At 70.9% G+C, this 13,091-nt stretch carries 12 protein-coding genes, 1 pseudogene and 1 riboswitch; of the genes and pseudogenes, 7 read left to right on the top strand and 6 right to left on the bottom strand.

Going from position 1 to position 13,091, the window contains the following annotated elements; translation table 11 throughout:
• Positions 1-9: 9 nt before the first annotated feature.
• Genes ACQ86M_RS10435 through ACQ86M_RS10425 form a run of 3 tightly spaced genes read right to left on the bottom strand, consistent with a single transcriptional unit; the run spans position 10 to position 2,782 of the window.
• Entirely contained in the window at positions 10-921 is a 912-nt protein-coding gene (locus ACQ86M_RS10435; RefSeq protein ID WP_431245392.1) for a 1-phosphofructokinase family hexose kinase, read from the bottom strand.
• Positions 918-1,841, bottom strand: a complete 924-nt coding sequence (locus tag ACQ86M_RS10430) for an ROK family protein (protein WP_431221465.1) — start codon at positions 1,839-1,841, stop codon at positions 918-920. Before ACQ86M_RS10430 ends, ACQ86M_RS10435 begins: the two co-directional genes overlap by 4 nt.
• A 59-nt stretch (positions 1,842-1,900) precedes the next feature.
• On the bottom strand, positions 1,901-2,782 hold the full coding sequence (locus ACQ86M_RS10425; RefSeq protein ID WP_431247877.1) for an SIS domain-containing protein: 882 nt from the start codon (positions 2,780-2,782) through the stop codon (positions 1,901-1,903).
• Positions 2,783-3,120: 338 nt separating this feature from the next.
• Between ACQ86M_RS10425 and ACQ86M_RS10420 the strand changes: the two genes are divergently transcribed.
• The 4 genes from ACQ86M_RS10420 (at position 3,121) to ACQ86M_RS10405 (ending at position 7,545) form a co-directional block, all read left to right on the top strand.
• Entirely contained in the window at positions 3,121-4,362 is a 1,242-nt protein-coding gene (locus tag ACQ86M_RS10420; protein ID WP_431245391.1) for an extracellular solute-binding protein, read from the top strand.
• Positions 4,363-4,367: 5 nt separating this feature from the next.
• Positions 4,368-5,324, top strand: coding sequence for a carbohydrate ABC transporter permease (locus tag ACQ86M_RS10415; RefSeq protein ID WP_431245390.1), 957 nt, complete (start codon positions 4,368-4,370; stop codon positions 5,322-5,324).
• Positions 5,321-6,217, top strand: coding sequence for a carbohydrate ABC transporter permease (locus ACQ86M_RS10410; RefSeq protein WP_431245389.1), 897 nt, complete (start codon positions 5,321-5,323; stop codon positions 6,215-6,217). Before ACQ86M_RS10415 ends, ACQ86M_RS10410 begins: the two co-directional genes overlap by 4 nt.
• A gap of 83 nt (positions 6,218-6,300) precedes the next feature.
• Complete coding sequence (locus ACQ86M_RS10405) at positions 6,301-7,545, top strand: hypothetical protein (RefSeq protein WP_431245388.1); 1,245 nt, start codon at positions 6,301-6,303, stop codon at positions 7,543-7,545.
• Positions 7,546-7,567: 22 nt separating this feature from the next.
• Here ACQ86M_RS10405 and ACQ86M_RS10400 read toward each other — a convergent pair whose 3' ends face one another.
• Positions 7,568-7,999 carry a family 20 glycosylhydrolase gene (locus ACQ86M_RS10400; protein WP_431245387.1) on the bottom strand — a complete coding sequence of 144 codons (432 nt, stop codon included), beginning with the start codon at positions 7,997-7,999 and terminating at the stop codon, positions 7,568-7,570.
• A 245-nt stretch (positions 8,000-8,244) separates the two neighbouring features.
• Positions 8,245-9,033, bottom strand: a pseudogene (locus tag ACQ86M_RS10395) (family 20 glycosylhydrolase); the annotation flags it as partial.
• Between the two features lie 182 nt (positions 9,034-9,215).
• Positions 9,216-9,314: riboswitch (ZMP/ZTP riboswitch) on the top strand.
• A 33-nt stretch (positions 9,315-9,347) separates the two neighbouring features.
• On the opposite strand from ACQ86M_RS10395, the gene glyA reads away from it, so the two are divergent.
• From glyA to ACQ86M_RS10380, 3 genes are all read left to right on the top strand, one after another.
• Entirely contained in the window at positions 9,348-10,673 is a 1,326-nt protein-coding gene (glyA, locus tag ACQ86M_RS10390; RefSeq protein WP_431218629.1) for a serine hydroxymethyltransferase, read from the top strand.
• Positions 10,674-10,775: 102 nt separating this feature from the next.
• A complete protein-coding gene (locus ACQ86M_RS10385; RefSeq protein ID WP_431245386.1) occupies positions 10,776-11,657 on the top strand; it encodes a bifunctional methylenetetrahydrofolate dehydrogenase/methenyltetrahydrofolate cyclohydrolase in 882 nt (293 codons plus the stop codon).
• Positions 11,654-12,139 (top strand): YbaK/EbsC family protein, encoded by a 486-nt coding sequence (locus tag ACQ86M_RS10380; RefSeq protein WP_431245385.1) that lies wholly within the window; start codon positions 11,654-11,656, stop codon positions 12,137-12,139. Before ACQ86M_RS10385 ends, ACQ86M_RS10380 begins: the two co-directional genes overlap by 4 nt.
• 123 nt (positions 12,140-12,262) lie before the next feature.
• Here the strand turns inward: ACQ86M_RS10380 and ACQ86M_RS10375 are convergent, their stop codons facing one another.
• On the bottom strand, positions 12,263-13,069 hold the full coding sequence (locus ACQ86M_RS10375) for an MBL fold metallo-hydrolase (RefSeq protein ID WP_431245384.1): 807 nt from the start codon (positions 13,067-13,069) through the stop codon (positions 12,263-12,265).
• Between the last annotated feature and the right edge of the window lie 22 nt (positions 13,070-13,091).

The following is a 13,091-nucleotide window of genomic DNA, read 5'->3' as shown; positions in this document are numbered from 1 at the left end:
TGACGACGGTCAGCTGGTGACGAGGTGGGCTTCGAGCGACGGATAGGACGGGTGGAGCTCGCCGGCGAGCGGCGCAAGCACGGCGGCGGCCGACCAGGCGGTGGCCCGGCGCAGGAGGGCGGCCGGGTCGTCGGTTCCCTCGGCGAGAAGGGTGGCGACGGCGGCGACGGCGGCATCGCCCGCGCCCGTCGCGTTGCCCGTGAGGGGCTCGGGCAGGCGCGCACGGAGCGGGTCCCCGGTGCGGGGCACAGCCAGCATCCCGAGTGCGCCGAGCGAGACCAGCACGAGGCCGGCTCCCGCATCGAGCAGGACACGCGCCCCCGCGACCGGATCGTCGCGGCCGGTCGTCTCGGCCAGCTCCCGGCGGTTCGGCTTCACCACCGCGGCGCCGGCCTCCGCAGCCCGCACCAGCGCCGGCCCGACGGCGTCGATGACGCACGGCAGGCCGCGGGCGGCGGCGATCGCGACGAGGCCGGCGTAGAAGTCCTCCGGCGCATCCGGCGGCAGGCTCCCGGAGCCGACCACGCAGGTCGCGGGGACCGCCAGACGCACGGCCGCATCCCGCAGCGCCGTCCACTCGGCCGGCGTCAGCACTCCGCCGGTCTCGTTGATCACCGTCGTCTCGCCCGAGCGCTCATCCACGATGGCGACGCTGCTGCGCGTCGGGGCGGCGACGGGGATGAGCTCGGCCGGCAGCCGCGACGCCTCCAGGTCGTCGGCCAGCTCGAGGCCGGACGGGCCGCCCGCGGTGGTCAGCACGAACGCGGGGCCGCCGGTCTGGGCGATCACCCGGGCGACGTTCAGCCCCTTGCCGCCGGCGCGGACGGCCGGGGGAGCGGCGCGATGCGTCTCGCCCGGCTGCAGCACGGGCACCCGGTAGGTCAGGTCGAGGGCCGGATTCGGCGTGACGGTGAGGATCACGAGGCCGGCTCCGGCGCGGGCGAGGAGACGAGCAGGTCGCGCGCCCGCAGGGCCGCCCCGATCACTCCCGCATTCTCGCCGATGCTCGCGGGCAGCAGGACCGGCCGACGGTGGAAGGTGAGGATGCCGTCCAGCTTCTGCGCGAGCGGCCCGAACAGCGCGGGGCCGGCCTGCGCCAGGCCGCCGCCGATCACGACCGCCTCCGGGGCGAGCAGGGCGACGGTGTGCGAGAGGTCGAGGGCGAGCGCATCCAGCGCCGACTCCCAGACCTGCCGGGCCACGGCGTCCCCGGCCTCCGCCCGCTGCAGCACCTCGCGCGCGCCGGGCACGCCGTCGCCGGTGAGCGCGTTGTACCGCCGGGCGATCGCCGCCGCCGAGGCCACGGCCTCCAGGCAGCCGACCCCGCCGCAGGCGCAGACCGGCCCGTCGGCGACGCGGGAGTGCCCCATCTCGCCGGCCATGCCGCCGCCGGTGTAGAGCCGGCCGTCGACGAAGATCGCGCCGGCGATGCCGGTGCCGATCGCCATGACGACCACGTCGCGAAACGGCGCCGCGGCGCCGAGCCGGTGCTCCGCCTCGCCGGCCCCGCGCACGTCGTGACTGAACGAGACGGGCAGGCCCAGCGCCTCCTCGGCTCGCGCACGGAACGGGAAGTCGCGCCACCCCAGGTTCTCGGCGAAGACGCCGACCCCGGCCTGGTCGTCCACGTGGCCGGGCACCAGAAGCCCTGCGGCCTCGGGCACGATGCCGGGATGCGTCGCCGCGAAGCGCTCGCTGAGCCGCGCAGCCGCATCCACCACCGCGTCGCCCGTGGCGGCGCCGTCGTGCGGCGTCGGGATGCGGAGCACCTCCACGAGCCGGCCGTCGCCGTCCACGAGCGCGGCCTTCATGTCGGTGCCGCCGACATCGAACGCCAGCACCGGTGCGCCGGGCCCGAGCGGGGCGGCGACCGGTGAGAGCGGGTCCACGGCGTCGGCGGTCACGAGGGGAGGATCACCGATCGGGTCAGGTTGCGCGGGCTGTCCGGGTCGAGCTGGAAGCGCCGGGCGCGCGCCAGGGCGACGCGCTGCGCGCGCACCAGGTCGGCCATCCCGTCGATGGGGCGGTCCTCGAAGCGGGCGCCGGTGACGGCGAGATCCGCGGCGAGGCCCGCGGGGGACTCGCCGAGCATCCAGGTGACGCGTCCGGGCGCCGCGATGGCGATGGGTCCGTGCCGGTACTCCTTCGCCGGGTACGACTCGGTCCACGACTGCGACGCCTCGCGCATCTTGAGCGCCGCCTCGTGGGCGAGGCCGACCGTCCATCCGGCGCCCAGGAACGTGTACTGCCCGGCGGTGATCAGCTCGTCGTCGAGCTCCTCCTCGAGCGCGGCGGCGGCCTGGTGGATCGCGGGGGAGAGGTCGTGGCCGAGGGAGGCGCGCGCCAGCGCAAGGGCGGTGGTGGCGAAGCGCGTCTGGACGACCGACTGCTCGTCGGCGAAGGGGAGGCGGATGGCCGTGTCGACCAGGTCGACGAACGGCGTCTCGGGATCGCCGACGATGCCGACGGTGCGCGCACGGCTCCCCGAGGAGCGCAGGGCGTCGAGCAGTTCGAGCACCTCGGTCGTTGTGCCCGAACGGGTGATGGCGACGATGGCATCGTAGCCGCGGTCGAGCACCGGCGCCTCCGAGGCGGCGAACGCGTCCGTCACCCCGTGCCCGGCGGTCTCGCGCAGCGCGGCGTACGCCTGCGCCATGAACCACGAGGTGCCGCAGCCGACCACGGCGATGCGCTCGCCGGCGGCGGGCAGCTGCGACTGCTCGTCGCGCAGGCCGGCGGCTCGGGCCCAGGTCTCGGGCTGCGAGCGCAGCTCGGCCTCCATGTGGGCTCCTCCGGGGGATGCGTGCGTCACTGATCGCTCCTGTTCTCGTTGACTGCGTCCAATGATCGCTGATGATCGAAGGCTGTGTCTAGTGAGCACGTTCAATCGTTTCTTCGTGTTCCATGGCCGAATCGGCGCCCAGGTGTAAACGCCATGTAACGATCTCCCACCGAGTTCTTGACGCGGGGGCCCGCAAGCGGCATGCTTTCGAGCATCCATTGAGTGCAAGTGCTTGTTTCATGCAGAAACAAATCACTAAGCATCACCAGCTACGCATCGTCGCGCAGGCACCATCGCAGTGACGGTTCGTGTTTTTCCCTTCGAGAAGTGAGGAAGCAATGAAGAAGTCACTGCGGTGGGGAGCGGCGGTCGCGACAGCGGCGGTCGCCACCATGACGCTCGCCTCCTGCGGCTTCAGCGGCGGGTCCGGAGGCTCGTCCGGCGGCGCGCAGACGCTCGACCTGATGGTGGCGAGCTACTCGGACAACACCAAGGCCGAGTGGCAGCAGATCATCAAGGACTTCGAGGCCAAGAACGTAGGTCTCAAGGTCAACCTCGATGTCGAGTCCTGGACGGACATCAACAACGTCATCAAGACGCGCATCCAGGCCCAGAAGCAACCCGACATCCTGAACATCGACGCGTTCGCCGGCTTCGCCGCCGACGACCTGCTCTACCCGGCGAAGGACATCGTCTCGGCCTCCACGCTGAACGACTTCCAGGACGCGTTCAAGAAGAACGCGAGCATCGACGGCACCCAGTACGGTCTGCCGTTCATCGCCTCCGCCCGCGCCCTGTTCTACAACAAGGACGACTTCTCGAAGGCCGGCATCTCGGCACCGCCGAAGACCTGGGCCGAGTTCGAGGAGGACGCCGGCAAGCTCAAGGCGGCCGGCGTCACCCCGTACGGCATGCCCCTCGGCAGTGAGGAGGCGCAGGCCGAGACCGCGATCTGGTTCTACGGTGCGGGCGGCGGCTACGGCGACGCCAAGAAGCTGACCATCGACAGCCCGGAGAACGTCGCAGGCGCGACCGAGATGCAGAAGGTCATCAACCAGGGCTACACCCAGCCGAACCCGGGCTCGACCAACCGCACGCCGCTGCTCAACGTCTTCATCCAGGGCCAGCTCGGCATGCAGGTCGGCCTGCCGCCGACCGTCGGCCAGCTCAAGGACAAGAACCCGTCGCTGAAGTACGGCATCGCGCCGATCCCGACGAAGGACGGCTCGCCGTTCACCCTCGGCGTCGCGGACCACATGATGGCGTTCAAGAACAAGACCGACAAGACCGCGTCGATCAAGAAGTTCCTCGACTACTTCTACTCGAAGGACGTCTACACGAAGTGGGTCAAGGCGGAGGGCTTCCTGCCCACGACCAAGTCCGGTGCGGATGTGATGGGCTCGGACGAGACCATCAAGCCGTTCCTCGACCTTCTGCCGAACGCCAAGTTCTACCCGTCCACCAACCCGAACTGGTCGGCCGCCCAGGGCGCCATCCAGAGCCAGATCGGTCAGCTCGGCCAGGGCGCCAAGCCCGAAGAGCTGCTGAAGTCCATCCAGGCGAAGGCCGACGGCCAGTAACCCGGATGACCAGCACCGCTGAAACGACCCGCGCGGGGGCGGCCACCGGCCGTCCCCGCCGCGGGGCGTCCCCCAAGCCCCGGGGCGGAGCGTCGGACCTCTGGCACGCCGTGCCGTGGACGCTGCCCGCCCTCATCCTGATCTTCGGCGTCGTGCTGTTCCCCGCCGGCTACATGGTCTACAACTCCACCCGCAAGATCTCCATCGCGGGCGTGGACCACGGCTCGGTCGGCTTCCAGAACTACGCGACCGTCCTCTCGCGCCCGGAGCTCCCGGGCATCCTGCTCAACTCCCTCGTCTGGGTGGTCTCGGTCGTCGTCATCACCGTGGTGATCTCGCTGGCCCTCGCGCAGTTCCTCGACAAGAACTTCCCCGGGCGTCGGTGGGTGCGGATGGCGATCATCGTCCCGTGGGCCGCCAGCGTCGTCATGACGACCACCGTCTTCGTCTACGGCCTCGACCCCTTCTACGGGATCATCAACAAGTTCCTGGTCGACATCCACGTGCTCGCGGAGCCGTTCGGCTTCACCAAGGAGCCGCTGCCCGCGTTCGTCTCGTCCATCGGCATCGCGGTCTTCGTGTCGCTGCCGTTCACGACGTACACGATCCTCGCCGGGCTCGCCGGCATCCCGGGCGACATGCTGGAGGCCGCCAAGGTGGACGGCGCGAGCGCCCTCCGCTCCTACTTCAGCGTCACCCTGCCGAACCTGCGCGGCGCCATCGCCCTGGCCACGCTGATCAACATCATCAACGTGTTCAACTCGCTCCCCATCCTCAAGCTGATGACCGGATCCATCCCCGGCTACAAGGCGGACACCACGACGACCTACGTGTTCAAGCTGCTGCAGAACGAGCAGCGCATCGACCTCTCGAGCGCCCTCAGCGTGATCAACTTCCTGATCGTGCTCGTCGTGGTCGGCCTGTACCTGTGGATCGTGAAGCCCATGAAGGAGGTCCAGTGACCGCGCCCGCCCCCACCCTCGTCGCCGGCGCGCCCACGGTGCGCCGCCGAGGCTCGCGCCGCTCGGGCTCCGGCTGGCGCACCACCCTCAAGGTGATCGCCGGCATCGTCATCGCGCTGGTCTTCATCGCGCCGTACCTGATCATGCTGGTCGGCTCGTTCAAGAGCCGGAACAACATCCTGGCGGTGCCGCCGACGTACCTGCCCGAGCAGTGGCATCCCGAGAACTACCTCACGATGTGGTCGACGCCCGAGACGCCGCTGCCGTACAACCTGATCTCGACCATCGTGATCGCGGTTTTCGCGACCGCGCTCGTGCTGATCGTCTGCGTACCGGCCGCCTACTACACGGCGCGCTTCCGGTTCCCGGGGCGCGGCATCTTCCTGTTCCTCGTCATCGTCACCCAGATGCTCCAGCCGACGGTGCTCGCGACGGGCCTGTTCAAGGAGATGGTGGCCCTCGGGATCAACGACACCTGGCTGGCCATGATCCTGGTGAACGCCGCCTTCAACCTGGCGTTCGCGATCTGGATCATGCACAGCTTCTTCTCTGGCGTGCCGAAGGAGGTCGACGAGGCCGCGCAGCTCGACGGCGCAGGCAAGTGGACGGTGCTGTTCCGGGTGCAGCTGCCGCTGGTCTGGCCGGGCATCGTGACCGCGATCATCTACACCTTCGTGGCGTCGTGGAACGAGTTCGCCGCGAGCCTCGTGATCCTGTCGACGGATGCGAACCAGCCGCTCTCGGTCGCCCTCACCAAGTTCGTCGGCCAGTACGACGCGGCGTGGCAGTACGTCTTCGCGGTGTCGGTCGTGGCGGTCATCCCGGTGGTCATCCTGTTCATGCTGATCGAGAAGCGCCTGGTCGGAGGGCTCACCGCGGGCAGCGTGAAGTAGCGCCGCGTCAAGCGCCTCCCCGAGCGGAGGTGGCACGGGTACCATCCAAGAGGCGATTCAGCGAACGATCAGCGGATGGGACGATGACAGCGGGCACCACGAGCACCAGGCGACCGGTTCTCACGGCCGTTCCCCTGGGCGTTCCGCGGCGGCTGCGCTTTGCCGGCCGGGAGGTTCCGTGGTGGGCCGCCGTGCTGGTCCTGTACGCGGTGTCGCGGCTGCTCACGACCCTCCTGATGCTGACGCTGTTCATCGCGGCGAACATCGGCCACTGGTCGTACTCGAGCCCGCGGATGGACCCCACCTTCTTCACCTTCTCGGGTTCGTGGGACGGCGCCTATTACGGCCAGATCGTCGAGCAGGGCTACCCGACCGCGCTCCCGCTCGACAGCGACGGGTCGGTGCAGCAGAACCCGTGGGCGTTCCTGCCGCTGTACCCGATGGTCGTGCGCGCGCTGATGTTCGTGACCGGGATGGACTTCTACCCCGCCGGCGTCGCGGTCGCCATGCTCTTCGGGGCGGCGGCGAGCGTCGTGCTGTTCCGGCTGGTGGCGGCCCGCGCCGGCGTCTCGAGCGCGTTCTGGGCCACCGCGTTCTTCTGCTTCGGGCCGCTGTCGTTCGTGCTGCAGATCGCCTACGCCGAGAGCATGTTCTTCTTCCTCATGTTCGCCGCGCTGCTCGCGATGTTCCAGCGCCGCTACTGGCTCATGCTGCCCTTCGGGGTGGCGGCCGCCTTCACGCGGCCCGGCGCCCTCGCGCTTCCGCTCGCGCTCGCGATCGTGCTGCTGGTGCGGATGCTCGACGCCCGGCGCGGAGGCGAGGGCTTCCGCCCGCGCGAACGGCTGTCGATCGTCGTCTCCGGCGCCGCGATGGCGGTCGCGGGGTTGTCGTGGCCGATCATCGCGGCGGCGGTCACCGGCACCGGCGACGCGTACGTCAGCACCGAGCTGTCGTGGTGGACGGGCTTCATCGGCAAGGTCGCATTCATCCCGCTGACGCCGTGGTTCCTGCTCAGCTGGCGGTACCTCAGCATCCTGGGCGCGCTCATCGTCATCGGGATCGTCGCGGGCTTCGTATGGATCGTGACCCGGCCGTCGGTGCGGGCGCTCGGGACGGACATGGTCGCCTACGCGGCGAGCTACGGACTGTACCTGTTCGCGGTTTTCCTGCCGCAGCAGAGCACGTTCCGGCTGCTGCTGCCGCTCGCGCCGCTGGCGGGGGCGCGAGGTTTGACCCGCAACCGTCAGGCGCGGAGGATCGCGCTGCTCGCCTGCATCGCGCTGCAACCGGTCGCGCTGGTGCTGCTGTGGTTCATCGGGTACCCGTGACCTGAGCGCCGCCAGCGGGTCGCTAGCGGCCGGCGCGCACCGCCCAGGGCACCTCCGGCACGCGCCGGTACTGCGTTCCCGCCGCATCCCAGTGCTGGGCGAGCTCCGCCACGCGGTGGGCGAAGTCGTCGAAGTCCCGTGCCGACTCCACCTCCTCCGTGTCGGCCGGCGCAGGGGACCAGCCGACCTCGGCGATCGCGGCGAGGCGGGGGAACACCATCCGCTCCACCTCCTCGATGGAGGAGACGGTCTCCGTCCACAGCGGGGCCTCGACGCCCAGGATGTGCGCGTCGCCGACGCCCGGGACGATCCGCGCCGGATCCCACACCAGCGCGTCGCGCAGCGTGGTCGGGCGGCCGGTCCAGTCCTGGCCGATCGGGTCGCCGTCGGCGTAGACGATGTCGAGGTAGGCGACGTCCGAGGGCGACAGGATGAGCGCCCCGCCGCCGCGCACGAAGGCGAGGGCCAGTTCGGCGGAGCGGCCGCGCGGGGTGGTGAAGTCCCAGTACTGGCCGATCGTTCCGGCGGGAAGCCCCCGGCCCGGGCCAGCTCGTGCCAGCCGACCGGCGCCTTGCCGTTCTCGGCGACGATGCGGGCCGCATCCACGACGAAGTCCGTGAAGTCGGCCTCCGTGGTGCTCAGCGCTTCGTCGCCGCCGAGGTGCAGGTACGGCCCCGGCGTGAGCGCCGCGACCTCGCGGATGACGTCGCGCACGAACCGCTGCGTCGTCGCGTCCCGGCTGCGCAGCGTGCTGAACCCGACCTCCGACCCGGTGTAGAGCGCGGGAGCGACACCGCCCGGATTCAGCTCGGGGTACGACGCGAGCGCCGCGCTCGTGTGCCCCGGCATGTCGATCTCGGGCACCACGGTGACGTACCGCTCGGCGGCGTACGCGACGATGTCGCGGAACTCCGCCTGCGTATAGAAGCCGCCCGTGCTGCCGTCGCTGCCGGTCGATCCGCCGATCCGGGTGAGCTCCGGCCACGACTCGATGTGGATGCGCCACCCCTGGTCGTCGGTCAGGTGCAGGTGGAGGTGGTTGACCTTGAGCAGGACGATCGCGTCGATGAAGCGCTTCACCTCCGCCGGCGTGAAGAAGTGGCGGGCCACATCCAGCATCGCTCCGCGGTAGGCGTAGCGCGGGTGATCGTGGATGCGCACCGCGTCGATGGCGAGCAGGTCCCCGTCGCACGCGGGGATCAGCTGACGCAGGGTCTGCACGCCCCGGAACGCGCCGGCCGGGGTCGCGGCGCCGATCCGGACGCCCTCGGGCGCGACCTCCAGCGTGTACCCCTCGGCGCTGTCCGACCCGTCCTCATGCGGGCCTTCGCCCGGCGCGACCACGATCGCGATGTCGCCGAACGCGGGCGGCTCGTCGACGATGACGAGCTCGCGGGAGCAGTCGGAGGCCAGTTCTGCTCGCAGCAGACGGGCCACCGCATCCGCCCCTGCGCCGGCGACGCTGATGCGTGCGGAGGCGCCCAGCACGAACGGCGAAGCCTCGACATGCGCGGTACGGACAGGGCGGGGCACGACCACGGTGGTCTCCTGGAGGCTCGGGGGAGTGCGGCACGGCCGGCACCGCCACCCCCGCTGGCCGGCCACAGCGAGTATTGCAGGGCTCACAACTCATGGGCAAGGGTTCGGGCTCCCCGGCCCTTTGCTATGCTTGCCCTCGTCGCAACTGGCGCTCAGATGGTCACCATCGGGGAGCGACACGCAACCTCCTTGAACACGGGTGGATTCGGCCGCGCGCCTGGGTCGATACGCAGATGGTCCATCCCCGTACGAAGGAGTTGGTTTTGACCGACACGTTGCCCTCCACGTTCACAGCGCCTCTCTCCGAGGTCGACCCGGAGATCGCCGAGGTGCTGCAGCTCGAGCTCGGTCGCCAGCGCGACTACCTCGAGATGATCGCCTCCGAGAACTTCGTGCCGCGCGCGGTGCTGGAGTCCGTCGGCTCGGTGCTCACCAACAAGTACGCCGAGGGCTACCCCGGGCGCCGCTACTACGGCGGCTGCGAGTACGTCGACATCGCCGAGCAGCTGGCCATCGACCGGGCGAAGGCGCTGTTCGGCGCCGAGTACGCCAACGTCCAGCCGCACTCCGGTGCCTCGGCCAACGCCGCGGTGCTGTCGGCGATCGCGACGCCCGGCGACACCATCCTGGGCCTGGAGCTCGCCCACGGCGGTCACCTGACCCACGGCATGAAGCTCAACTTCTCGGGCAAGCTCTACAACGCCGTCTCGTACGGCGTCGACCCGGAGACGTTCCTCGTCGACATGAACGTCGTGCGCGACAAGGCGCTCGAGCACAAGCCGCAGGTCATCATCGCCGGCTGGTCGGCGTACCCGCGTCAGCTCGACTTCGCCGCCTTCCGCGAGATCGCGGACGAGGTCGGCGCCAAGCTGTGGGTCGACATGGCGCACTTCGCCGGGCTGGTCGCCGCGGGTCTCCACCCGTCGCCGGTGCCGCACGCCGACGTCGTCAGCTCGACCGTCCACAAGACCATCGGCGGACCCCGCTCGGGCTTCATCGTCGCCCGCGACATGGAGCTCGCCAAGAAGCTCAACTCGAACGTCTTCCCCGGCCAGCAGGGCGGCCCGCTGATGCACGTGATCGCCGCCAAGGCGACCGCGTTCAAGCTCGCGGCGACGGAGGAGTTCAAGGACCGCCAGGCCCGCACCATCCGCGGCGCCCAGCTCCTCGCGTCCCGGCTGACGGCGGAGGACTCCCGCGCGGCCGGTGTGGATGTGCTGACCGGCGGTACCGACGTGCACCTGGTGCTCGCCGACCTCCGCACCTCGGAGCTCGACGGCCAGCAGGCCGAGGACGTGCTGCACGAGGTCGGCATCACGGTGAACCGCAACGCCGTGCCGTTCGACCCGCGTCCCCCGATGGTGACCTCGGGCCTCCGCATCGGAACGCCCGCGCTCGCGACCCGCGGCTTCGGCGACACCGAGTTCACCGAGGTGGCCGACATCATCGCGCTGGCGCTCCGTCCTGGCGCGGACACCAAGGCGCTGCGCGCCCGCGTGGACGCCCTCACCGCCGCCTTCCCGCTCTACCCCGGCCTGACCCCCTCCGGCCAGGAGGGCTTCCCGGTCGAGCTCCCCTCCTCGATCTGACCCGACCCCCTCGCCATCAGTTCCTGAGTTTTTCGGGCTTTCCGCGCTGTTCGACCCGAAGAACTCAGGAACTCTTGGTTTCGCAACGTGTTGGGAGACAACGTGACGGCACGGATTCTGGACGGCAAGGCGACGGCGGCCGAGATCAAGGCGGAGCTGAAGGAGCGCGTGAGCGCGCTGCGCGAGAAGGGCGTCGTGCCGGGGCTCGGCACGATCCTCGTCGGCGACGACCCGGGCTCGCAGTGGTACGTCGCCGGCAAGCACCGCGACTGCGCAGAGGTGGGCATCGCCTCCATCCGCCGTGACCTCCCCGCGGACATCTCGCAGACGGAGCTCGAGGCCGTCGTCGAGGAGCTCAACGCCGACCCCGACTGCACCGGCTTCATCGTGCAGCTGCCGCTGCCCGGCCACCTGGACACGGACGCCATCCTCGAGCTGGTCGACCCGGCGAAGGATGCGGACGGCCTGCACCCGACGAACCTCGGCCGCCTCGTGCTCAACGTGAACCGTCCGATCACATCGCCGCTGCCCTGCACGCCGCGCGGCGTGATCGAGCTGATGCTGCGTCACGGCATCGACATCCAGGGCAAGGATGTGGTGGTCGTCGGCCGCGGCGTGACCGTCGGCCGCTCCATCGGCGCGCTGCTCACCCGCCGCGAGTACAACGCCACGGTGACGCTGACGCACACCGGCACCCGCGACCTGGACGCGCACCTGCGCCGCGCCGACATCATCGTCGCGGCCGCCGGGGTCGCTGGCCTGGTCACGGCCGACAACGTGAAGCCCGGCGCCGTCGTGCTGGACGTGGGCGTGAGCCGCGTCGAGGACCCGGTGACCGGCAAGAGCGTGGTCGCGGGCGATGTGGCGCCGGAGGTGGCGGAGGTCGCCGCCTGGATCTCGCCCAACCCCGGCGGGGTCGGACCGATGACGCGCGCCCTGCTGCTGCAGAACGTGGTGGAGTCGGCGGAGCGGGAGCCGGCGTGACCGACACCGGCGACCGGACGCATCCGGCCGTCGAGCGCGTCGAGGCGGCGCTGCTGGCGGCGGGTGTCGAGCCGCGCGTCCGCTGGTTCGAGACCGCGACGCCGACCGCCGTCGCCGCCGCCGCGGAGCTCGGGGTCGAGGTCGGAGCGATCGCCAACTCGCTGGTGTTCACCCTCGACGGCGAGCCGCTGCTGGTCATGACCTCGGGCGCGCATCGCGTCGACACGGCGTTCCTCGGCGCGCGCCTCGGCGGCCGCATCCGCCGTGCGGACGCGGAGACCGTCAAAGCGGCCACGGGCCAGACGATCGGCGGCGTCGCCCCGGTCGGGCATCCCGCCCCACTCCGCACGGTGGTGGATATGGCGCTCGCCGGCTACCCCGAGGTCTGGGCTGCCGCGGGCCACGCGCACACGGTCTTCCCGACCACGTTCGACGAGCTGGTCCGTCTCACCGGCGGCGAGCCGGGTCCCGTCGAGCCCTGACCCGCCGCCCGCCTCCCCACCGCCCGCCTCACGTTGGGATCGAGTGGTGAGTGGATGCGCCAATCCGGGCCGAATGGCGTGCAGATGTCACCACTCGGCGATCGGTGTTCGGCCGCCGACGCCTCAGACGTCGAGCACCACGACGAAGCGGCGGCGCACGACCCGCTCGCCCGGGGTTCCCGTCAGCTCGTCGAGCGCGGACAGCACGCGGTCGAGGATGCGCGGGCGCAGCGCGAGCTCGGCCTCGTCCGGCTGGTCGACCGTCCCGGCCGGGTAGTCGACGCCGGGAGCGGTCGACATCTCGATGTGCGCGCCGCGCAGCTCGCGGACCGGCGCCGGCGGGTCGTCCCGGAACCGGATGAGGCGCTCGATCGTCGCGCGGAACTGCGCCGGATCGCGCACGTACAGCCGCGCGGGCAGGACCGTGTCCCCGGTGAACAGGATGCCTGTGCGGCGGTCGAAGAACACGACGGCCGACGGCTCGTGGCCCGGGCCGCCGATCACATCCACCACCCGGCGCCCCAGGTCGAACGCGACCGCGTCCTCCGGCCAGGCACGGAAGCCGAAGAAGCCGATGACCTCCGCGGGGCTCGGCCCCACGATGGTGGTCCCCGGCCGGTCGCGCAGCAGCCCGTCGCCCGCGATGTGGTCGCCGTGCGCGTGCGAGTGCGCGACCACGAGAGGGTAGGGCCGCACGAAGACCACGGGGTTGCGCCGGAGCCAGTCGGCGATGAGCCGCTCGACGGTGGCGCGCAGCGGGAAGACGGCCTCGTCGGCGGTCGCCCCGGTGTCGATGAGCAGCGCCCGCTCCCGCCCGAACAGCAGGTACAGGAACGGAGCCTCCCAGTGCGACGCCTTCGGCTGCCGCAGCTGGACGGTGTCCGGGTCGAGCCAGGTCACCTCCGGCCGGGCGGCACGCGATTCCGTCATCCGTCCATCATCCTGCCGCCGG

It is taken from the genome of Leifsonia xyli subsp. cynodontis, from assembly GCF_050632205.1.
In the GTDB taxonomy this organism is placed as follows: Bacteria; Actinomycetota; Actinomycetes; order Actinomycetales; family Microbacteriaceae; genus Leifsonia; species Leifsonia xyli_D.
Note: the sequence above shows the minus strand (reverse complement) of the source record. Positions and strands in the feature narration are given on the sequence as shown.

What these genes read in the sequence shown, in the direction of transcription:
- ACQ86M_RS10420 (WP_431245391.1), top strand. Translation starts at nt 3,121, where the DNA reads ATGAAGAAGTCACTGCGGTGGGGAGCGGCGGTCGCGACAGCGGCGGTC.
- ACQ86M_RS10425 (WP_431247877.1), bottom strand. Translation starts at nt 2,782, where the DNA reads ATGGAGGCCGAGCTGCGCTCGCAGCCCGAGACCTGGGCCCGAGCCGCC.
- ACQ86M_RS10405 (WP_431245388.1), top strand. Translation starts at nt 6,301, where the DNA reads ATGACAGCGGGCACCACGAGCACCAGGCGACCGGTTCTCACGGCCGTT.
- ACQ86M_RS10375 (WP_431245384.1), bottom strand. Translation starts at nt 13,069, where the DNA reads ATGACGGAATCGCGTGCCGCCCGGCCGGAGGTGACCTGGCTCGACCCG.
- ACQ86M_RS10415 (WP_431245390.1), top strand. Translation starts at nt 4,368, where the DNA reads ATGACCAGCACCGCTGAAACGACCCGCGCGGGGGCGGCCACCGGCCGT.